Annotated in this window: 21 protein-coding genes and 1 tRNA gene; 13 read left to right on the forward strand and 9 right to left on the reverse strand. The window is 65.4% G+C overall.

All coding sequences use genetic code 11. The annotated features are described in order from the left end of the window. The first annotated feature begins 133 nt into the window (after positions 1-133). On the forward strand, positions 134-874 hold the full coding sequence (locus tag ETD86_RS42105; RefSeq protein ID WP_211370651.1) for a hypothetical protein: 741 nt from the start codon (positions 134-136) through the stop codon (positions 872-874). A gap of 302 nt (positions 875-1,176) precedes the next feature. On the opposite strand, the gene ETD86_RS42110 is transcribed toward ETD86_RS42105, so the two are convergent. The 3 genes from ETD86_RS42110 to ETD86_RS42120 form a co-directional block, all read right to left on the reverse strand. After that, entirely contained in the window at positions 1,177-1,764 is a 588-nt protein-coding gene (locus tag ETD86_RS42110) for a Uma2 family endonuclease (protein ID WP_138672231.1), read from the reverse strand. A gap of 726 nt (positions 1,765-2,490) precedes the next feature. After that, the gene (locus ETD86_RS42115) at positions 2,491-2,862 is read right to left on the reverse strand and encodes a DUF5655 domain-containing protein (protein ID WP_138672232.1); all 372 of its coding nucleotides are present in this window, start codon (positions 2,860-2,862) and stop codon (positions 2,491-2,493) included. A gap of 841 nt (positions 2,863-3,703) precedes the next feature. Next, a complete protein-coding gene (locus ETD86_RS42120; RefSeq protein ID WP_138672233.1) occupies positions 3,704-4,036 on the reverse strand; it encodes a DUF6247 family protein in 333 nt (110 codons plus the stop codon). Positions 4,037-4,166: 130 nt separating this feature from the next. Between ETD86_RS42120 and ETD86_RS55950 the strand changes: the two genes are divergently transcribed. Further along, positions 4,167-4,352 (forward strand): DUF4259 domain-containing protein, encoded by a 186-nt coding sequence (locus tag ETD86_RS55950; protein WP_170223547.1) that lies wholly within the window; start codon positions 4,167-4,169, stop codon positions 4,350-4,352. A gap of 607 nt (positions 4,353-4,959) precedes the next feature. Here the strand turns inward: ETD86_RS55950 and ETD86_RS42130 are convergent. Next, positions 4,960-5,328 carry a DUF5615 family PIN-like protein gene (locus ETD86_RS42130; RefSeq protein WP_138672235.1) on the reverse strand — a complete coding sequence of 123 codons (369 nt, stop codon included), beginning with the start codon at positions 5,326-5,328 and terminating at the stop codon, positions 4,960-4,962. Next, positions 5,325-5,699, reverse strand: a complete 375-nt coding sequence (locus ETD86_RS57505; RefSeq protein ID WP_211370652.1) for a DUF433 domain-containing protein — start codon at positions 5,697-5,699, stop codon at positions 5,325-5,327. The genes ETD86_RS42130 and ETD86_RS57505 overlap by 4 nt, the downstream gene beginning before the upstream one ends. Positions 5,700-6,915: 1,216 nt before the next feature. Here ETD86_RS57505 and ETD86_RS42145 point away from each other — a divergent pair. The 4 genes from ETD86_RS42145 (at position 6,916) to ETD86_RS42160 (ending at position 9,120) form a co-directional block, all read left to right on the forward strand. Continuing rightward, positions 6,916-7,179 carry a CopG family transcriptional regulator gene (locus ETD86_RS42145; protein WP_138672236.1) on the forward strand — a complete coding sequence of 88 codons (264 nt, stop codon included), beginning with the start codon at positions 6,916-6,918 and terminating at the stop codon, positions 7,177-7,179. After that, a complete protein-coding gene (locus ETD86_RS42150; RefSeq protein ID WP_138672237.1) occupies positions 7,176-7,589 on the forward strand; it encodes a type II toxin-antitoxin system VapC family toxin in 414 nt (137 codons plus the stop codon). The genes ETD86_RS42145 and ETD86_RS42150 overlap by 4 nt, the downstream gene beginning before the upstream one ends. Positions 7,590-8,107: 518 nt before the next feature. After that, entirely contained in the window at positions 8,108-8,566 is a 459-nt protein-coding gene (locus ETD86_RS42155; RefSeq protein WP_138672238.1) for a helix-turn-helix domain-containing protein, read from the forward strand. A gap of 116 nt (positions 8,567-8,682) precedes the next feature. Continuing rightward, entirely contained in the window at positions 8,683-9,120 is a 438-nt protein-coding gene (locus ETD86_RS42160; RefSeq protein ID WP_281287052.1) for a VapC50 family PIN domain-containing toxin, read from the forward strand. A 194-nt stretch (positions 9,121-9,314) separates the two neighbouring features. Here ETD86_RS42160 and ETD86_RS42165 read toward each other — a convergent pair. After that, a tRNA-Gly gene (locus tag ETD86_RS42165) sits at positions 9,315-9,385 on the reverse strand. Positions 9,386-9,484: 99 nt separating this feature from the next. Here ETD86_RS42165 and dcd point away from each other — a divergent pair. The 3 genes from dcd to ETD86_RS42180 all read left to right on the forward strand — a co-directional run bounded on the left by dcd (position 9,485) and on the right by ETD86_RS42180 (position 11,939). Beyond that, positions 9,485-10,060, forward strand: a complete 576-nt coding sequence (gene dcd, locus ETD86_RS42170) for a dCTP deaminase (RefSeq protein WP_170223548.1) — start codon at positions 9,485-9,487, stop codon at positions 10,058-10,060. A gap of 251 nt (positions 10,061-10,311) precedes the next feature. Beyond that, positions 10,312-10,929: a DUF47 domain-containing protein gene (locus ETD86_RS42175; RefSeq protein WP_138672239.1), complete on the forward strand. Its 618-nt coding sequence runs from the start codon at positions 10,312-10,314 to the stop codon at positions 10,927-10,929. A 5-nt stretch (positions 10,930-10,934) separates the two neighbouring features. Continuing rightward, on the forward strand, positions 10,935-11,939 hold the full coding sequence (locus ETD86_RS42180) for an inorganic phosphate transporter (RefSeq protein ID WP_138672240.1): 1,005 nt from the start codon (positions 10,935-10,937) through the stop codon (positions 11,937-11,939). Positions 11,940-11,942: 3 nt separating this feature from the next. Here the strand turns inward: ETD86_RS42180 and mshD are convergent, their stop codons facing one another. After that, positions 11,943-12,851, reverse strand: a complete 909-nt coding sequence (mshD, locus tag ETD86_RS42185) for a mycothiol synthase (RefSeq protein WP_138672241.1) — start codon at positions 12,849-12,851, stop codon at positions 11,943-11,945. Between the two features lie 107 nt (positions 12,852-12,958). Between mshD and ETD86_RS42190 the strand changes: the two genes are divergently transcribed. Beyond that, positions 12,959-14,746 carry a bifunctional metallophosphatase/5'-nucleotidase gene (locus ETD86_RS42190; protein ID WP_138672242.1) on the forward strand — a complete coding sequence of 596 codons (1,788 nt, stop codon included), beginning with the start codon at positions 12,959-12,961 and terminating at the stop codon, positions 14,744-14,746. 32 nt (positions 14,747-14,778) lie between these two features. Here ETD86_RS42190 and ETD86_RS42195 read toward each other — a convergent pair whose 3' ends face one another. Beyond that, positions 14,779-15,159, reverse strand: coding sequence for a hypothetical protein (locus tag ETD86_RS42195; protein WP_138672243.1), 381 nt, complete (start codon positions 15,157-15,159; stop codon positions 14,779-14,781). A 109-nt stretch (positions 15,160-15,268) separates the two neighbouring features. Here ETD86_RS42195 and ETD86_RS42200 point away from each other — a divergent pair, with 109 nt between their 5' ends. Then, complete coding sequence (locus tag ETD86_RS42200; RefSeq protein WP_138672244.1) at positions 15,269-15,613, forward strand: hypothetical protein; 345 nt, start codon at positions 15,269-15,271, stop codon at positions 15,611-15,613. Positions 15,614-15,978: 365 nt separating this feature from the next. On the opposite strand, the gene ETD86_RS42205 is transcribed toward ETD86_RS42200, so the two are convergent. Beyond that, positions 15,979-17,370 carry a sensor histidine kinase gene (locus ETD86_RS42205; protein ID WP_138672245.1) on the reverse strand — a complete coding sequence of 464 codons (1,392 nt, stop codon included), beginning with the start codon at positions 17,368-17,370 and terminating at the stop codon, positions 15,979-15,981. Between the two features lie 163 nt (positions 17,371-17,533). Here ETD86_RS42205 and ETD86_RS42210 point away from each other — a divergent pair, with 163 nt between their 5' ends. Both ETD86_RS42210 and ETD86_RS42215 read left to right on the forward strand, forming a co-directional pair. Beyond that, complete coding sequence (locus tag ETD86_RS42210; protein ID WP_138672246.1) at positions 17,534-17,713, forward strand: hypothetical protein; 180 nt, start codon at positions 17,534-17,536, stop codon at positions 17,711-17,713. Between the two features lie 77 nt (positions 17,714-17,790). Then, on the forward strand, positions 17,791-18,240 hold a 450-nt coding region (locus tag ETD86_RS42215; RefSeq protein WP_138672247.1), incomplete at its 3' end, for an NAD-dependent epimerase/dehydratase family protein.

Below are 18,240 nucleotides of genomic sequence, written 5' to 3' on the forward strand. Positions count from 1 at the left end.
GCGGCAAGTACGAGAACCAGATCCTGCCCACCGGCATGTCCGCAGGCACGCCCCAAGAAGCCCTCGACTGCGCCTGCGACCTCTACCTCAGCCACTGACCCTCGAAGGACTTACAGGCAGAACCACTTAGCCGATGATCGTCGATCAGGGATTCGGCGGGATCACCCCGAAGCCGGAGCGACCCCAACGAGTGGCTCGTGATCGAAGTGGGTTGGACAGCACCGCTGCGCGGCAAGAAGATCTCGGCATGGGGACCGACATCCATGGGTTTGTTGAGTGCCGCACGTGGACTCGCGGGCTCGACATAGGTGAGTCCGCTTGGTGCGCCGCCATCTCTCTGTCCATGTTGGGGGTGCACAGAGACTACGACGCCTTCGACGGCCTCTTCGGGGTTCGCAGCTCAGGCGACTGGCGACCGATCGCGGCCGATCGCGGACTCCCCCAGGACGCATCGGAGACCGCCAAAGCGGAATTGGCGCATTGGGGCGAAGCCGCCTTCGGCGTCACTTGGTTGAGCTGGGAAGAGGTCACCGCAATCGATTGGGATGAGCCAGCCCTCCGCCCGACGAACGTAGCCCAGTACCGGCAACTTCCCGACCAAACCCTGGAACTCGTTTACCGCTCGGTATGGAGCAGGAGGTTCGCTCGAGTGAGTGGCATGGACACCTTAACGGTTGATCCTAGCCAGGTGGCGCTGTGGGACGAAGGCACCGAGTGGAAGGCCGGAAACACCGTCTTCCGTGTCGAACGCGCCACGCGCCGCCATGTGGTTCCGCCTGACGGTTACTGGCACGCGGTGTGGACAGTCATGCGCACGCTCGCGCAGGTTCATGGAGACGATGCTGTCCGCTTGGTGGCCTGGTTTGAGGAGTAGGCAATTCGGCATGCCGGACAGCCAAAATCCAGACGGATCGGGCGTGTATCGGGCATGGAAGATCGAAAGCAACTTAGAAACGACCAATAGTGGATCCAGGAACGATCCCTGACCTGGCCTTTCGTACTGAGAGCGGTGAGGGGAATCGAACCGGCGCTGTCAGCCTGGAATCTCTTTCGAGCTCATGCGCCTTAAGCAGGGAAACGCTGACCTGGGCAAATGCCGATCGTGTGGCCATGAATTCCTGTGACTTCCCGCTGGTCACCGAGCGAACGGGCGCGCAACAGGCACGCGGGGCAACGTTATGGAGCGGTCAGTACGAGAAACGGGATAGTCACCCTGATAGGGAGTTCCAGTTCGAGGTCTGCCTGGTGCACCCGATGAAGCCTGTACTCGGAGGCTACGGCATCAAGGTGGAACTCCTTCACCTCGATGATTTCGTACTTCTCGTCGAGCAGGATGAGTAGGTAGAGCGGGATGCCAGCGGCGGCATACTGCGTGCGTTTGTCGGTGAGGTCTTCGCGGACGGTCCCAGGTGAGGAGACCTGGACGACGGCCAGGGTCTGGGACGCATCCGGCTTCTGCCCAGGATCGTCCAAACATTTGTAGACCACCACGTCCGGACGTCGGAAGGTGAACTTGGGAACCCGCCAGAGCACCACGTCGATGTCGGTCTCAACGCTCAGACATGGCCCGATCATCGCACGAGCGGCTTCTAGTGAGCCGGCGAGACGCCGGGCTATGCGGTTGTGCTGCGGAGCGGGCGACTCGCACTTGATCACATGCCCGTGGACTACCTCGATGCTCCTGGCGACGTCCTCTGGCAACGCTCGATACTCTGCCTCGCTCATGACTTCGGGAAGTGACTCGTACCAGGAAGGGGTTGCCATGCCGGTCTTCCTCGCTTGAGGCTGACATCGAAGATCGGCTAACTGGAAGACGTGGAGCGGGGTACGGGAATCGACCCGCGCTGTCAGCTTGGGAACCGCACCGATCACGGCCACCGTACCATCGGGAGCCTGGCTGGAGGCGACGTTGTCCCGGGCCTGAATGGCCCCCTCGTCCCCCTGACCAGCTGCATGACAATCAGCCTGTGGAAGATCGAAGACGATCCCTGGTCGCGAACAAAGCCAGGTCGGGAATCCACCCCTGACTTGGCTTTCATACTCAGAGCGGATGACGGGAATCGAACCCGCGCTGTCAGCTTAGGAACTGTATCAATCACCGCCCACAGGAGCGCTGAGCTGGGCAGAAGGCCGGTCGTGAGTGACCGTGGTTGACCCCTCGTCACCCCTCTTAATGGCCCGCTAATGGCCCGGCGATCAGCCCGCGACCTGGTGTTTCCCGCGCAACGAGCACCCCACCTGCCTGATCATCCCGTCTGCCGCCGACCCGCCCGAAGGGGAAGCGGGTCAGGGCCACGGGTACCAGATGGAGCGCCCCACCGGACGAACGATCTGGTACCCGTGGCCCTGACCCGCTCGGCTTGTCCCGGGTCGATGGCGGGCGGGATGATCAGGCTTCCACCTCAGCCACCTACGGTCCTACGCACCACACGGCGATCATCCCGGAGCCGGAGCGCCCCCGCCGCAGGCATAGTGCCTGGGCTTGAAGATCTACTTGAGGTGGTGACCTTGACCGACGTCATAAGCTTCGCGAACCCATCCGGCGAATTCCTCGTCGAGCTGGTCAAGGTCCGTGATGCGGAAGGCATGTACGAAGAGGCGTTTGGTGTACGGCGTTGCGTTCGTAATGCGTGGGTCTTCCACGACCCGTTCCAGGTCTAGGTAACCGCGGATCCCTCGGGAGTCGGGCCGTGCTCCGGCGAACCCGCGTCGGTTGCCCTTGAGAGTGATCGTGCTCTTGGAGACCGCGTAGGTGAAGGGGCCGCATGCTTCCACGAGGGTGACGAACCGGTGGTAGAGGGCAAGGGATTCTTCCGGCTTGCCTGCTAGGTGATCATCGATTGTCCAGGTTGTCGGTTCCATGAGTAGCAAAGTAGCCAGTAGGGGTGACAGATTCGGTCCGCGGCTACTGCCTGGATTTCTGAGAGCGGCAGACGCTATTGGAGTGAGCGCGTGAAGCGGTCAGTGGCGATGCGAGCCAACCGACGAGGCGTCGGGCGTGGTCGGCACCGAGGTGGTTGAGCACTCAACCTGTGCGAGAGGTTGTAAGAGTGTGAACGTCTTGTCGCATGGCGCGGCCCGAGCACGACGCGCGCCAGAACGGCCCTCAGGCCGCACGCGCAGCGTGCGGCCGAGCGCAGGGCCGCGCCATGGCGGCGCGGAGCGCCGCCCTTGATCAGCACGCCGTCAAGGAGCCGACGAGGTGATCACGAATGCCATCGATCAGCAACTCGGCGGCGCACGTGACGATGACGGCGACGAGGGCGCGGCGGGCGTACTTTCGCTATGAGAGCGGGTGATGGGAATCGAACCCGCTCTGTCAGCTTGGGAACTCTTTCAAAATCATGGCCTCTGGCCAGGGGAAATGCTGGCCAGGGCGGATGTCGGCCGAGGGACCGTGAGTACCCGTGCCTCCCCGCTGATCGCTGTGATAACGGGCACGCAGCGGGCACGAAGCTACGGCCATTCGATGCGGACAAGATAGACCTCGAGCTGCCGGTCCAGAACCACATAGGTGGCGAGACCACGTTCTCCGAACGGGTGCGTAAAGCATGTTCGCCCTGGGGTTCTTGGAGTTGTACGGGTCTCCGCTCCAAGGTGCGGTCTCCAGAAGCGCGAACAGCTCCGCGAGCGGGCGCAGGGCATGATCGGGTAGCGCAGCGATCTGTTCCTCGGCTACGGGATCAATGATGAGCTTGAACACCTAGACATCGATCCCGCGAGCAGCAAGGATCTCCCGCCACGGCCTCCCCTGAGGAACGGGTTCGCCGGCCAGGGCTTGCTGGGCTCGGACGTGCATCTGACGGCGGCCCTCAGGATCCTTCGCTGTGTCACATGCGGAGATCCACCAGCGGTGCACGAAGGTGTTCAGCACGCCAAGATCCAGGCTCACCCTGACCTCGTCGAGCACGGCCTTCAGTCCGGCGTCAAAAGCCTCGCGATCTTCCGGGACGACCAGCGCAGCACGGATGGCCCGCAGGTTCTTCTCAGGCAGAGGTGCACCGGTGGAGATGAAGTCCTGCGGTTGTGCGGTCATGCCCAGCTCCCTTCCTTGTCCTCTAGAGACTACAGAGGGAAGGCGACATCCTTCATGCACAGGCGAGAAGCCAGACCTGTCACGGCGTGAAGTGGAGCGGGCGACCAAATCCAAGAGGAGCGGGGTCGACATGGGTGCATGGGGCGCCGGACCGCTGGACAACGACCCGGCAGGCGATCTTCTTGATGAGCTGGCACAGGCACGACACGAAGACCTGCCGGACCTGCTGGGGTCTGCATTCCGCCGTGTGATAGCCGCCGATGGCGTCATAGATAGTTGGGAAACCGAACAGGCATTGGCTGGTGCCGCCCTGTGAGGTTACGGAAGAGTTGAGGCGTCTCGCTGAGCAGGTCGTACGGCGGGCGCTGGTGCCTGAGGACAACGAGTGGTACCAGTTATGGACCCTCTCAGAGGGGATAGATGAGGCGAAGGCTGAGCTTGAGCCTTATCTGCGTGTCCTCGCCCTTTAGCAACGAGGTCGCCGGCCACAGGCCAGGGCTGGCCGAAGAGCAGTAGGCCAGCGGCGAGACGGCGAAAGGTGCGGCGCTGGGTCGGCGCGTTCGCTTGCTACGCCGGTGCGGCGCTGCTTGATCAGCAGCACGACGAGGACGACGATGACGGCTCGGCGGGTGCGCTGGCTCCAGTGGGCTAATTGCACGCCAGTTGTACGGAAGATCAAAAAGAGCCCTGGAAACGATCAAGGCCAGGTCGGAAAACCATCCCTGACCTGGCCTTTCGTAGTGAGAGCGGGTGACGGGAATCGAACCCGCGCTGTCAGCTTGGAAACATCTACTGATCTTGACCCGTTGACCTGGGCAAACCGGGATGCAGGTCAGGACGGGTTGAGTGACCGTGAGTATCCGTGAATGACCTCGGCTGCCCGTCTGTTCTGGCACGGATCTGGCACGTGGATCATGCCGGCTTCAGCGCAGAGGAAGCGCCCGGACGCGGATGCCTCCCGTGGTGAAGGCCGCGATCGCGCCTGTCTGAAGGTGTTGTTCGAGAACCTCGAGATTAGCCAAGATGACGTTGACCAAGTCGGGTGGACGAAGCTCCATCAGCTCCCGCACGAGGATCACGGAGGGTTCGGTCGCGCGAGCGTGGGCCAGGAGCGCGCCGAAGTCGGTGTCAGCGGAGATGATGGTCCGACTGTCCGCGACGGCAAGTTCCATGATCGTGGTGTCGGGTGCTCTCGTTGCCTGGAGATCGCGTACGTGGACCGCGTCGTGCCCTGCTTTGGTCAGCAGCTCGGCGACGCGGGGTGAGAGGTTCTCATCGACCAGGAAGTTCACGCCGGCTCTCGGAGACGGTAGAAGTGGACATTCGTTGACGCTGCAGCGTACTCAAGCGCCTGCTTGATGTCCTCGCGCTCCAAGTCAGGGTAGTCCGAGAGGATCTCGTCGAAGGTCCATCCGCCGGCGACGAGCCGTACCACCGTCTCCACCGTGATGCGAAGACCACGGATGGTGGGCTTGCCTTCGAGCTTGTCGAGCTCGAAGGTGATCCGATCGAAGTTCATGGTGTTTGCCTCCCCTCCTGATACTGCCAGGTTGGTCACGAGGGAGCGACCAAGATACGCCGCAGGGAAGTAGTGGGTCGAAGTCCGCGACGTCTCTGTGACGAGGACATCACATGTGCAGCGGGTGACGGGAATCGAACCCACGCTGTCAGCTTGGAAACTCTTTCAAGATCACGCCCTCTGAGCAGGGGAAACGCTGACCTGGCCGTATGCCGATCGAGTGACCGTGAGTCCCCGCGACTTCCCCGTGGTCGCGAACCGAACGGGCACGCAACGGGCACGGGTTGCCCGACCCGCTGGTCAGAAATACGCACCGACGTTTTTCTTGGCCGCTGAGGGAGCAGTAGTGCGAAATTTGATCTATGCGGTACTTCAGTGCGACAGGCTGGACTGCGATCTTCACCGGGACGGAGACTGAGACCGGACGCATGCGACCGGTGGAGGCATGGGATTCGGCTACCGGGGTGGCGCTTGTCGTGGATCCCCCAAGGGTGCGCTGCGCCCCGTCACCGACTGGCCGGACTTCTCCCACTTGGAACGGGGAGAGCGCGTTGTGAGCGTCATCCCAGGGGGTGGATGGCGCACTCACTGGAGCGAGGGGTACGACGGCACGCCGGTGACTGAGGCGGTACTTGCTTGGCTGATCCATACTGATGGTGGCGCCACTCCCATCAGCGTTGAACCTGATGGCAACATTGGCACAGCGGAGTTGGCTGATCGTATTCTCGCGCCCGGACAGGATCTGGACTGAGTCGCTTGCAGCAAGAGGCCTGGACCTGTGATCCTGAGCTGACCTTCTTGCTTGGAGCGGGTGACGGGAATCGAACCCGCGCTGTCAGCTTGGGAACTGCGTCGATCACGGCCTGATGAGGCGCTGAGCTGGGCAGAAGGTCGGTACTGAGTGACCGTGGTTTACCCCTCGTCACCCCTCTTAATGGCCCGCTAATGGCCCGGCGATCAGCCCGCGATCTGGTGTTTCTCGCGTGACGCAGGCACTTGATCAGGCTCCACCTCAGCCGTCCACTGCCCTTTCGCCCGTGCCATGATCATCCCGGGGCCAGAGGCCCTCGCCGGAGGCATAGATTCAAAGAGTGCGCCGCGCCTCTCGTGTTGTCGCATTGTTGGTGATCGCAATTGGAGTCGTCGCTACCGCGTTGCACGAGACGGTGACCTTCGTCTGGAACTGATCCGCTTACCGAGAGGCCGTGGCCGTCATGCCACAGAGGGGGTTCCTGCATCTCAGCCCGCGCGGGGACTTCGTACGGTCGCCATCCCGGAAGCAACACCAGTGAGCGCTCAGCTCCCGACGCTGGCAAGGCGGACGCGAAGTCGCGGGAGGATGAGAGGTAGGATAGAGAGCATGAGTGAGCCTACTGGCAAATATTCGATCACCATGCCGCGTGACATCGCCGAGGCCGCCCGGTCCCGGAGCGGCCCTTCCGGCCTGTCCGCCTACGTCGCCGCCGCCGTCGCCCGCCAGATCGAGCGCGACAACCTCAGCGAGCTCATCCAGGTCGCCGAGGCCGAGCACGGCCCCATTACCGACGACGAGGTCCAGGCCCTGCGCGACCAGCTCCACCAGGCCCGACGGGGGCAGGCCAACGGTGGGGCGGACGCCGCGTGACCCGTTCTCCCGCCACTCCCGGCGGCACCCTTGTCCTCGACAGCGACGGGCTGGCCAAGGCCGTCCTGCGCGACCGTACGGTCACCGCATGGCTCGCTCTCGCCCGTGCCGACGACCTCCGCGTCATCACCTCCGCCGCCACCCTCGTCGAGGTGGTCCACCCCCGCGTCAACCGGCCGGCCCTGGAGTGGACGCTGTCCCGCCTTGTCGTCGAGCCAGTCACGGAACCAATCGCCCGCCACGCCGCCACGCTCTTGTCCGACGCCAGCCTGCACGGGCACAAGTACGCCATCGATGCCATGCTCAGCGCTACCGCACTCGCTGCCCCAGGTCCTGTTACGGTGCTCACCTCCGACCCCGAGGACCTCGCCGCCCTGTGCGGCGTACGCGTCACTGTCATCAAGGTCTGACTGTGCTCCTGGCCTGCTGGTTCCGACAGGGTGATCATCCAGCCTAATGGCACGCAGAGATCAACAACTCTAGGAACGATCAAAGCCCAGGCACCGAATCCATCGGTCTACCTGGGCTTTCGCTATGAGAGCGGGTGACGGGAATCGAACCCGTGCTGTCAGCTTGGGAACTGCATCAATCACGGCCCACTGGGGCGCTGAGCTGGGCAGCGAGCCGGTCCTGAGTGACCGTGGTTGGCCCCTCTTCACCCCTCTTAATGGCCCGCTAATGGCCCGACGATCAGCCCGCGATCCAGTGTCTTGCGCGACGCCCGCACCTGTCCGCCTGACGCTCCCGTCCCCACTGTGGGATCGCCAATGGCCACGACTGTGGTCTGCAGCTCACGGGCATCGCCCACCTGAATGTCAGATCCGTTGGCGACAGCGCCAGCGCAGGTAGGCCGAGATCGGCAGCGCAGCCGCTTGCGTTTGCTGCGCTTGTTGCGGATACTTCGATCACAGCGGGGAAGGATAGACACATGACAGGAACGCAACTCGCAAGCTCGATCAAACCGGGCAGCCTTGACCAGGAGCAGTCAGAGCGGGCGCTCCGACGCATCAAGGACTATCTGATGCGACACCCAGAGGAAAAGACCATCGAGGTTGCGGCAGCGGTGGTTGGCGACGACGCCTTGATCCTCCCGCGCGAAGCCGTGTCGATGCTGGCCTTCATCCTTGCCCAGGTCGCCGAGGGGCGAGGCGTGCAGGTGATGCCGTCACACGCGGAGCTGACGACACAGCAGGCAGCAGCCATGCTAAATGTCTCGCGCCCGTATCTCATCAGCCTATTGGAGGCAGGCGCCATCCCGTACCGGCTGGTCGGCAGGCATCGACGAATCCGGCATGACGACCTCATGGAGTACAAGCGTCAGGACTCGGCTAAGCGCAGAGGGGCGGCCGACGAACTGAGCGAACTAGGCCAGGAACTGGGGCTGTAGTCATGCCTTTTGTCGTGATCTACGATGCCAACGCCCTATTCGGCAACACGCAAAGGGACCTGCTGATCCGGCTAGCGCAATCTGGCCTGGTCCAGGCCAAGTAGACGCATGCGATCCTGGATGAGGTACAGCGGAACCTCGCCGCGAACCTGCCAGATATCGCTCCAGCCAAGCTGGAGCGGCTGCGCGAACTGGTGATTGACGCCGTCCCCGACTGCATTGTCGAAGGGTACGAGCCGATCATCGAGGGTCTTAAATTGCCGGACCCTGACGACAGGCACGTGCTGGCTGCGGCCATCAAGGCGAACGCCCAGGTGATCGTGACGTCGAACCTGCGGGACTTCCCAGTCGAGACGCTGGCCACATGGGACGTAGATGCCAAAAGCCCGGACGATTTCGTCCTTGATCAGATTGACTTCGATGACCGCGTCGTCTGGGCTTGCGTGCAACAGATCGCGGACTCACGCACTAAGCCGCCACAGACTATCTATGACGTTCTCGACGCTCTGGAGCGCGCCGGCCTCGTTGAAGCGGTTGCGGCCCTGCGCAGCTGAGCGAGATCGTCAAGCAAGGGCTCGAGCCCGGTGACGACGCGGGGCTTACGACGACGACGGAGCACTCGAACCAGTCGGATGATCACAGCAAGATAAACTGTCTGGGACGAATCTGGCGCGACAGCAAAACCAAGCCCAGACAAGATCAAAGCCCAGGTACCGAATCACCGTTCTACCTGGGCTTTCGCTATGAGAGCGGGTGACGGGAATCGAACCCGCGCTGTCAGCTTGGGAAGCTGATGTTCTGCCATTGAACTACACCCGCGCACGACCCGAAGTCGCGCCCCCCACTGTAGCGGAAACTTGCCCCACAACAGCAATCCCGAGCCCACGCAGTTTGCGGCCGGACGGTAAGTTGCTCTGCGTGCTGCTATCTGACCGCGACATCCTTGCCGAGATCAACACCGGCCGGCTCTCGCTCGACCCCTTCGATCGGGACATGATCCAGCCCTCCAGCATCGATGTGCGGCTTGACCGGTACTTTCGGGTGTTCGAGAACCATCGGTACCCGCACATCGACCCGTCCGTGGAGCAGGCGGATCTGACGCGCATGGTGGAGCCTCAGGGTGATGAGCCGTTCATCTTGCATCCGGGCGAGTTCGTGCTGGCCTCCACGTACGAGGTGATCACGTTGGCCGATGATCTGGCGTCGCGGCTGGAGGGGAAGAGTTCGCTGGGGCGGCTCGGGTTGTTGACGCACTCGACGGCCGGGTTCATCGATCCGGGGTTCAGCGGGCATGTGACGCTGGAGTTGTCGAACGTGGCGACGTTGCCGATCAAGTTGTGGCCGGGGATGAAGATCGGGCAGCTGTGCGTGTTCAAGCTCAGCTCGCCGGCCGAGCATCCGTACGGGTCGGCCAAGTACGGTTCGCGCTACCAGGGGCAGCGGGGGCCCACGCCGTCCAGGTCGTTCCGGAACTTTCACCGCACGCAGATATGAACAAGGTGAACAGAAGGTGAACAGAAAGAGAACATTGGGGTGATCGGCGGGCCGGTTTCGGGCGCGCGATAGGGGCGTACAGACTGGCGGGAAGGGGGCGCCAGCGGGAAAAGAGCCCAGATCTACCCGCAATCTCGGTGTCGCACAACATACGGCGGGTAGCCATTAGGCGAAGGAGCCATGAAGTTCGCATTTCGCCTGATAGGCCATACCCTCTTCCACGGACCATCCCCGCACAGCTGGAGAACGACGTGCGACTGCGTCTCACGCCACGTGAGGACAGCTACTACGACCTGTTCGCCGACTCGGCGAACAACCTGGTCACGGCATCGCGCTTGCTGGTGGAGATCATCAGTGAGGGCTCGGACCGAGAGACCCTGGCCGAGAAGATGCGTGCTTGCGAGCACGCCGGCGACGAACGCACCCATGCGATCATGAACCGGCTCAACGAGAGCTTCATCACTCCGTTCGACCGCGAGGACATCTATCGCCTCGCCTCCAACCTCGACGACGTGATGGACGCCATGGAGGCCGCCTCCGACCTCATCGTGCTGTACCAGCTCGACCACCTGCCCAAGGACGTGGTCAGGCAGGTCGAGGTGCTGGAGCGAGCCGCCGAGCTGACAGCCGAGGCCATGCCGCGGCTGCGGTCGATGAAGAACCTCAACGAATACTGGATCGAGGTCAACCGCCTGGAGAACCAGGGCGACCAGGTCTACAGGAGACTGCTGGCCAAGCTGTTCAGCGGCGAGTACGACGCCCTCACGGTCATGAAGATGAAGGAGGTCGTCGACGCACTCGAGGAGGCGGCCGACGCCTTCGAGCACGTGGCCAACACTGTCGAGTCGATCGCGGTCAAGGAAAGTTAGGGGCAGTGGACCTCACGCTCGCCCTCGTCATCGGCGTGGTCGTCGTCGCTCTGATCTTCGACTACACGAACGGGTTCCACGACGCGGCGAACGCCATCGCGACCTCCGTCTCGACCCGGGCCCTCACCCCCAGGGCCGCGTTGTTCATGGCCGCGGCCATGAACTTCATCGGCGCCCACCTGGGCACCCAGGTCGCGTCGACGGTCGGCAAGGGCATCATCGACGCGCCGAACGGCTCGCACGGCCTCGTCATCGTGGCCGCGGCGCTCATCGGCGCCATCACCTGGAACCTGGTCACCTGGTATTTCGGCCTGCCCTCCTCCTCCAGCCACGCGCTCATCGGCGGCCTGGTGGGCTCCGCGCTGGCCTCGGCCAGCGTGGTGCACTGGGACGGCGTCGTGGAGAAGGTCGTCATCCCGATGGTGCTCTCGCCGTTGGTCGGGTTCACCCTCGCCGCCACGATCATGATCGCGATCTATTGGATCTTCCGCAACGCTCAGCCGGGCAAGACCAACCGCGGCTTCCGCTACGCGCAGACCGTCTCGGCCGCCGCCATGGCGCTCGGGCACGGACTGCAGGACGCGCAGAAGACCATGGGTGTGATCTTCCTGAGCCTCACCGTCGGCGGCTACGTCGCTCAGGATGATCCCATCCCGCAGTGGGTCATCCTGTCCGCCGCGGGTGCGATCTCCCTCGGCACGTACGCGGGCGGCTGGCGCATCATGCGCACGCTGGGGCGGCGCATCATCGCGCTCGACCCGCCGCAGGGGTTCGCGGCGGAGACTGCGGCGTCGACCGTGCTCTACGTGGCGGCGATGGGGTTCGGGGCACCGATCTCGACCACGCACACGATCACTTCGGCGATCATGGGCGTGGGCGCGACCAAGCGGCTCAGTGCCGTGCGGTGGGGTGTCGCGGGAAACATCGTGACCGCCTGGATCCTGACCATCCCGGCCGCCGCCGCGGTGGCCGCCGTCTCCTACTTCATCCTTCACGCCATCGTCGAATAACCGTTACGCGACGATCGCGTACATCACGTCCACGTCCCAGCGGGCGAAGCCCAGGGACTCGTACAGACCGATCGCCGCCGGGTTGGCCTCGTCCACGTACAACATCGCCTGGGCGAGGCCGCGGGCCCGCAGGTGGCTCAGACCGGCCAGGGTGAGCCCCCTGCCCAGGCCCGTGCCCTGCTGCGAGGGATCGACGCCGACCACGTACACCTCGCCGAGCGGCTCGTGGCCGTGCGCGGAGGAGCCGTGGATCTTCGTCCAGTGGAAGCCCGCCAGCCGGTCGCCGCGGAAGGCCAGGAAGAAGCCCTCCGGGTCGAACCACGGCTCCTGCTCGCGCCGCACCAGGTCGTCCATCGTCCACGCGCCCTGCTCGGGGTGGTGAGCGAAGGCGGCGGCGTTGACCTTGAGCCACGCCTCCTCGTCCTGTCCGGGCACGAACGTCCGCAGCCGCACCCCTTCCGGCAGGACGAGCGCCTCCAAGGGGGCGAACAGGGAGCGGCGCATCTGCCAGAGCGAGCGGACGCGTTCGAGGCCGAACCGCGCCGCCAGCGCGCCGGCGCCGGCGTGCCCGCCATGTGCCCACAGGCGCAGCCGGCCGTCGGTCAGGTCCAGTACGGATCGCAGCAGGCGGGCGCCGTGGCCCTGTCGGCGGTGCGCCGGGTGGATGACCAGCTCAGCGCTCGGGCCCTCGACCTCGTCCGTCGGATCGACGTGGGCATAGCCCGCCAGGGCGTCCTCCCCGTACAGGAGGAGCGAGCGCGCCTGCGGGTCGCCGCCGTACCTCAGATGGAGCATCACGTGCTCGTTGAGCGGGCGGACGCCGTCGGCCTCCGTCGCCGCCTCCACCAGGCCGAGCACCTCGGCGATCTCCGATTCGTGCAGCCGTTCCCTGATCTTCACGTGCGCGCTCACACGAGAACTCTAGGCGTACGACTGGCAAATAGCGCCATGTGCCCACCCGGCAAATCGTTACCTTTGCGACATTGGCCGCATAGATTCCGGCCGTAACGTCTAGGGCCATGACGTCCCGTTCCTTCACCCGGCTGGCGCTGGCCGGAGCCGTCGCCTCGGGGGCGGTCTTACTCGCCACCCTCCCGGCGGACGCGAGCAAGACCCCGCCGCGTACGGTTCCCGTACGGCTGCTCGCGCTCAACGACTTCCACGGCCACCTCGAGCCGCCCACCGGGTCCTCCGGCCGCATGGTGGACGAGCACGGCAACACCGTCGACGCCGGCGGCGCCGCGTACGTTGCCGCGCACATGAAGGCCCTGGCCGACCAGAACACCATCGCCGTGGCCCAAGGCGACCTCATCGGCGCGACGCCGCTGATCTCGGCGGCGTACCACGACGAGCCGTCCATCGAGTTCATGGACAAGCTGGGGCTCAAGGTGGCCGCGGTGGGCAACCACGAGTTCGACGAGGGATACGCCGAGCTGCGCCGCATCATGAACGGCGGCTGCCACCCGGTCGACGGCTGCTCGCCGGCCGGCGAGTGGAAGGGCGCCAAGTTCGACTACGTCGGCGCGAACGTGCTGTTCAAGAACCCCAACGAGAAGACCGACGCGCTCGCCGCACTTGGCGCCAAGCAGACGGAGGTCAAGAAGCTCCTGGCCGACTGGGGCGTGCCCGCGCTTCCGCCGGTCAGCGTCCAGTGGATGAACGGCGTGCCGATCGGCTTCATCGGGCTCGTCACGCAGACCACGCCGAGCATCGTCACGACCGAGGGCATCAAGGACCTGAAGTTCGTGGACGAGGTCAAGGCCGCTAACGTCGCCTCCAAGATCCTCAAGCTGGTGGGCGTGAAGGCGCAGGTCGTGCTCGTGCACGAGGGTGACCAGGTGAACGTCGGCCAGTCGCCGGACGCGTGCAGCGCCGTCCCGGGCGCGGGCAACCGCATCGCCACGCAGGTGGACGCCGAGGTCGACCTCGTGCTCAGCGGGCACTCGCACCAGGCGTACCTGTGCAAGGTCAAGGACCCGGCGGGCAACGACCGCGTCTATTCGCAGGGTGGCTCGTTCGGCCGGGTCATCACGCAGGTGGACCTGAACGTCAATGTCCGGACCCGGGACATCGAGCGGGCGTCGGTCGTGGCGGACAACCACGTCGTCACGCGGACCGTTGACCCCGATCGGGAGATCTCGGATTTCGTGCAGACGTGGAAGGACCGCGTCGCGCCCCGCGCGAACAGGCCGGTCGGCACGATCACCACCGACATCCTCAACACGGCCGCGCCGTCCGGCGAGACCCCGCTCGGCAACCTCATCGCCGACGCCCAGCTGGCCTCCACCAAGACGGGCGGCAACGCGCAGATCGCCCTGATGAACCCGGGCGGCGTACGGGCCCCGCTGACGTACGCGAGCTCGTCGGCGAACGAGGGCAACGGCGTGGTGACGTACGGTGAGGCGTTCACCGTGCAGCCGTTCAACAACCTCATGCAGGTCGTGACCCTGACCGGCGCCCAGCTGAAGACGCTGCTCGAGCAGCAGTTCACCGGCGGGCCCAACAACCAGGCGTTCACCAAGATCCTGCAGCCCTCGGCGAACTTCACCTACACCTACAGCCGGGGCGCCGCCTGGGGCTCCAAGGTGTCGGACATGAAGATCGACGGGGTGCCGGTGACCGACACGCAGACGATCCGGGTCGCGGCGAACAACTTCCTGGTGGGCGGCGGCGACGCGTTCCTCGCCTTCCGGGACGGAACGGAGCTGTGGAGCGGGCCGCTGGACATCGACGCCTTCGTCGACTACCTCGGCGCCAACAACCCCACCGCCCCGCCCGCCACCAACCGCATCACCGTGATCGACTGACCTTCGAACGGGCCGCCGCGACGGTGCGATGATCACCGCCGCGGCGGCCTTGCCGAATCCGCCCGGTTCCCATCGAGGACCCCCGGCCACCTCGCGGAACGGCGGGCGCAGGTCGGCCAGGCGGCGGTCACGACCTGAAGAGGTCGATGACGTCGTCCCCGTACGGGTCCCAGCCGCGCCGTCCCCGTCAGCCGGGGGTCGCTGCTGCCGTGCCCGCAGGATCCGCGTGGCAGCTCACCGAACCGGGGGTCGTACGACCAGTCCGCCGAGGTGTGCTGCACGACCTTCACCGGACCGCCCTGAGCTTGCAGCCGCTGCACCGCCGCTACCACGTCGACAGCCGCCGTGGCCTGGGCGGGCGCAGGCACGGTTGCCAACCCCAGCACGCCCGCGATCGTCACTCTCCACCTCATGGGGAGTGATCATGTCATAGCGCGAATCCCGCAGGTCTGCACCATCCTGATCCGCCTCGGAATCCAGCGGCCGGATATTCAGGCTTCTCGTTACCGGCATCATCGAGTCATGGGCGTCTGGGTCTACATACGGGGCTGGCTGGAGTTCTCTGGGCAGCGGCAGGAAGCTGAACGCCTCATTCGCCAAGGAGAGAGCCAAGGCTGGACCTTCCCCGAGGGGGGCTGGCTGGACGCTGCCTGCTATGCGCGGGCCGTTCGCGAGCACGAAGTCCACGAGGTGCTCGGCCTCGTCCGCCAGATCGCCGCGCTCCCCGCCGTCGACGAGGACGAGGACCGCGTCTCCGGCCTGTTCTTCGCCTCTCACGAGATGCATGGCCAAACCGAATGGCAAGTCCGTGACGGGGAGCTCGTCATCGGTCGAGCTCCGTCGCGCTACGACTACCTGCACCAGTAGTTTCCCGCATCGCGGCGATCGTCGAGGGAGCGGGTGTGGGCGGCCATCGCGTGGTCTTCGGAGAGGGAGCCGCCCGGAGGAACGAGCTGAGCACGTGATGGCCGCGGACAACAGTGTGACGCCTGTGGCGTCGCCGGTGCGGCGGATCCAGAGCGGTGGCTCCGACTTCCTGCGCGTCGCCGCGCGCCGGGAACGGCGACGGCCAGCACGTGTTCCTTGGAGGGGCATCGTCCGAGGACGGAAGAGAGCACGTGCGTGGCCGCAGGGAACAGTGTGACGCTTGTCCTGCGGCCGGCGCAGGCGAATCAGAACGCGGCCCGCACCTTCTCTCACCTGGGCACATGTCGCTCGCCGGCGCCGCGCGATCACCGCTCCTGGTGAGGGGACTTCGGGGCGCCCTCGTAGAGCGGGAGCACGGCCACGAAGCGGGCGCCGGGCGAGTGCTCGGCGATGGTGAGTGAGCCGCCGTGGGCGGCGGCGATTTCGCGGGACAGCGGGAGGCCGAGACCACTGCCGCCCTTGTCCTTGGCGCGGGCGCTCTCCAGGCGGGTGAAGCGTTCGAAGACCCGTTCCCTGTGCTCCGGCGGGATGCCTTCGCCGTCGTCCGTCACCGTCACGATCACCTTGTCCTCCTCGACCGTGACGGAGAGGTCGATCATGGTGGCGGCGTGCCGGGTGGCGTTGTCGAGGAGGTTCGTCAGGAGGCGGTCGAGCTGCATGGGCGAGCCGTGGACGGGGGCCGGGTGGCAGGGAGCGAGGACGATGGGGACTCTGGACCGCTCTCGGCGGCGTACCTGCTCTGCTGCCATCTGGCACATGTCCACCACGCGGCGCTGCACGACCGCGCCCGCGTCCAGCTTGGCCAGCATCAGCAGCTCGTCGATGATGTAGGTGAGTCGGTCGGTGGCGGCCAGGGCATGGGCGCCGGTGGCCGGCCAGTCCGTCTCCTCCGGGTAGGCGTTGGCGAACTCGAGCTGGGCGCGCAGGGCCGAGATGGGGCTGCGGAGCTCGTGTGAGGCGTCGGCGACGAAGCGGCGCTGGGTCTCCGCGGAGCGTTCGAGGCGGTCAAGGGTGTCGTTCGTGGTGGCGGCGAGACTGGTGATCTCGTCACCGGTGTCGGGCACGGGCACGCGCCTGCTGAGGTCCTGGCCGGTGATCTCCGCCATCTCCGCGCGGATACGCTCGACCGGGCGCAGTGCGAACCCGACCACCGCCCAGGTCGTGCTCGCGACGATGAGGAGGACCAGCGGGGTGCCGAGGAAGACCAGGAGGTAGAGCCAGGTCAAGGCCTTGTTGACCTCGTCCAGTGAGGCGGCGCCGTACACGGTGACGAGGCCCTGGGGCGTGTTCACGGGCATGGCCATGATGAGGTGCTGCCCCTCGTCCTTGACCACGTGGGGCGGCAACATGCTCTCGGTCACGTAGATCTTCCCGGGTTGCTGCGCTCCCTCGATGGTCAGGAGTGGCGGGTCGCCGTGGAGATCGGGGGTGGCCGCCAGCACCTTGCCCGTCCGGGAGACCACCTGGACGAGGTGTACTTGCGACGGGATCTCGAACGTGGCCGGAAGCTGGCCGGTTTGGGCCTGGCTGGCGACCCTGCGTACCGCCAGCTCCACCCGGGTGTGGACCAGGCCGCGCATGCTGCTCGGCACGGTGGCGAGCGTGATGGTGGACGTGGCGGTGAAGACCAGCGCCGCGACCAAGGTCGCGATCACGGTCAGGCGCGCCCGGATCGAGCGCGGAAAGAACCTTTTCACCGTCCATCCCCCGAACTCACTGTCTGTGACACTTACCCAGGTAAGGCCCGGACAACAGCAAGGGGCTTGATCTGGTGCTATGTGGATCGAGATTCGGTAATCGGGGTGCTAAGGAGGGCGTTTCACCACGCTCTGTGCATGTGGTCAGCCCAGGATCGGGTGGGTGAGGGGTGACGGAATCAACGTGATGGCGGACGAGGGCCCTCTCGGCGTCCGCGGGCTCACCGTGCGGGTCCCCGGTGAACCCGAGCCCGTCCTGAGGTCACGGGTGGGCTGCTCATCGCCTGTTCCTCCCGAGTACGACGAGGACGAGCTCGCCGATCCGGGTGGGTGCGAGTTCTGAGCGTTTTCGCTTGTGGCGATTCCGCTGAGGGCGTGGACGTCTGTTCGCGCGCACGCGACTGGGCCAGAGTGGGTGCCATGAGAGTTCTGGTGCTGGGCGGCACGGAGTTCGTGGGGCGGGCGGTCGTCGAGGAGGCGCTGCGCCTGGGATGGGACGTGACGGTGTTCAACCGGGGCAGCCACGAGCCGCCCGAGGGGGTCACGGCGTTACGTGGCGACCGGACGGCGGCCGGCGGGCTGGCGGCGCTGGAGCACGGCCAGTGGGACGTCGTGGTGGACACCTGGTCGTGGGCGGCCTCCGCGGTGAGGGACACCGCGTCGCTGCTGGCCGGGCGGGCGGCGCACTACGTCTACGTGTCCAGCAGGTCCGTGTACACCGATCCGCTGCCCTTCGGCTCGGACGAGAGCGCTGCGGTGGTGGACGCCTCCGCCGACGATGACGACGGCTCCAACTACGCGAGAAACAAGGCGGGGGCGGAGCTGGGGGCGGTCGCGGCGTTCGGGGATCGGGCGCTGCTGGCCAGGGCG

The organism is Nonomuraea turkmeniaca (assembly GCF_005889735.1).
Lineage (GTDB): Bacteria > Actinomycetota > Actinomycetes > Streptosporangiales > Streptosporangiaceae > Nonomuraea > Nonomuraea turkmeniaca.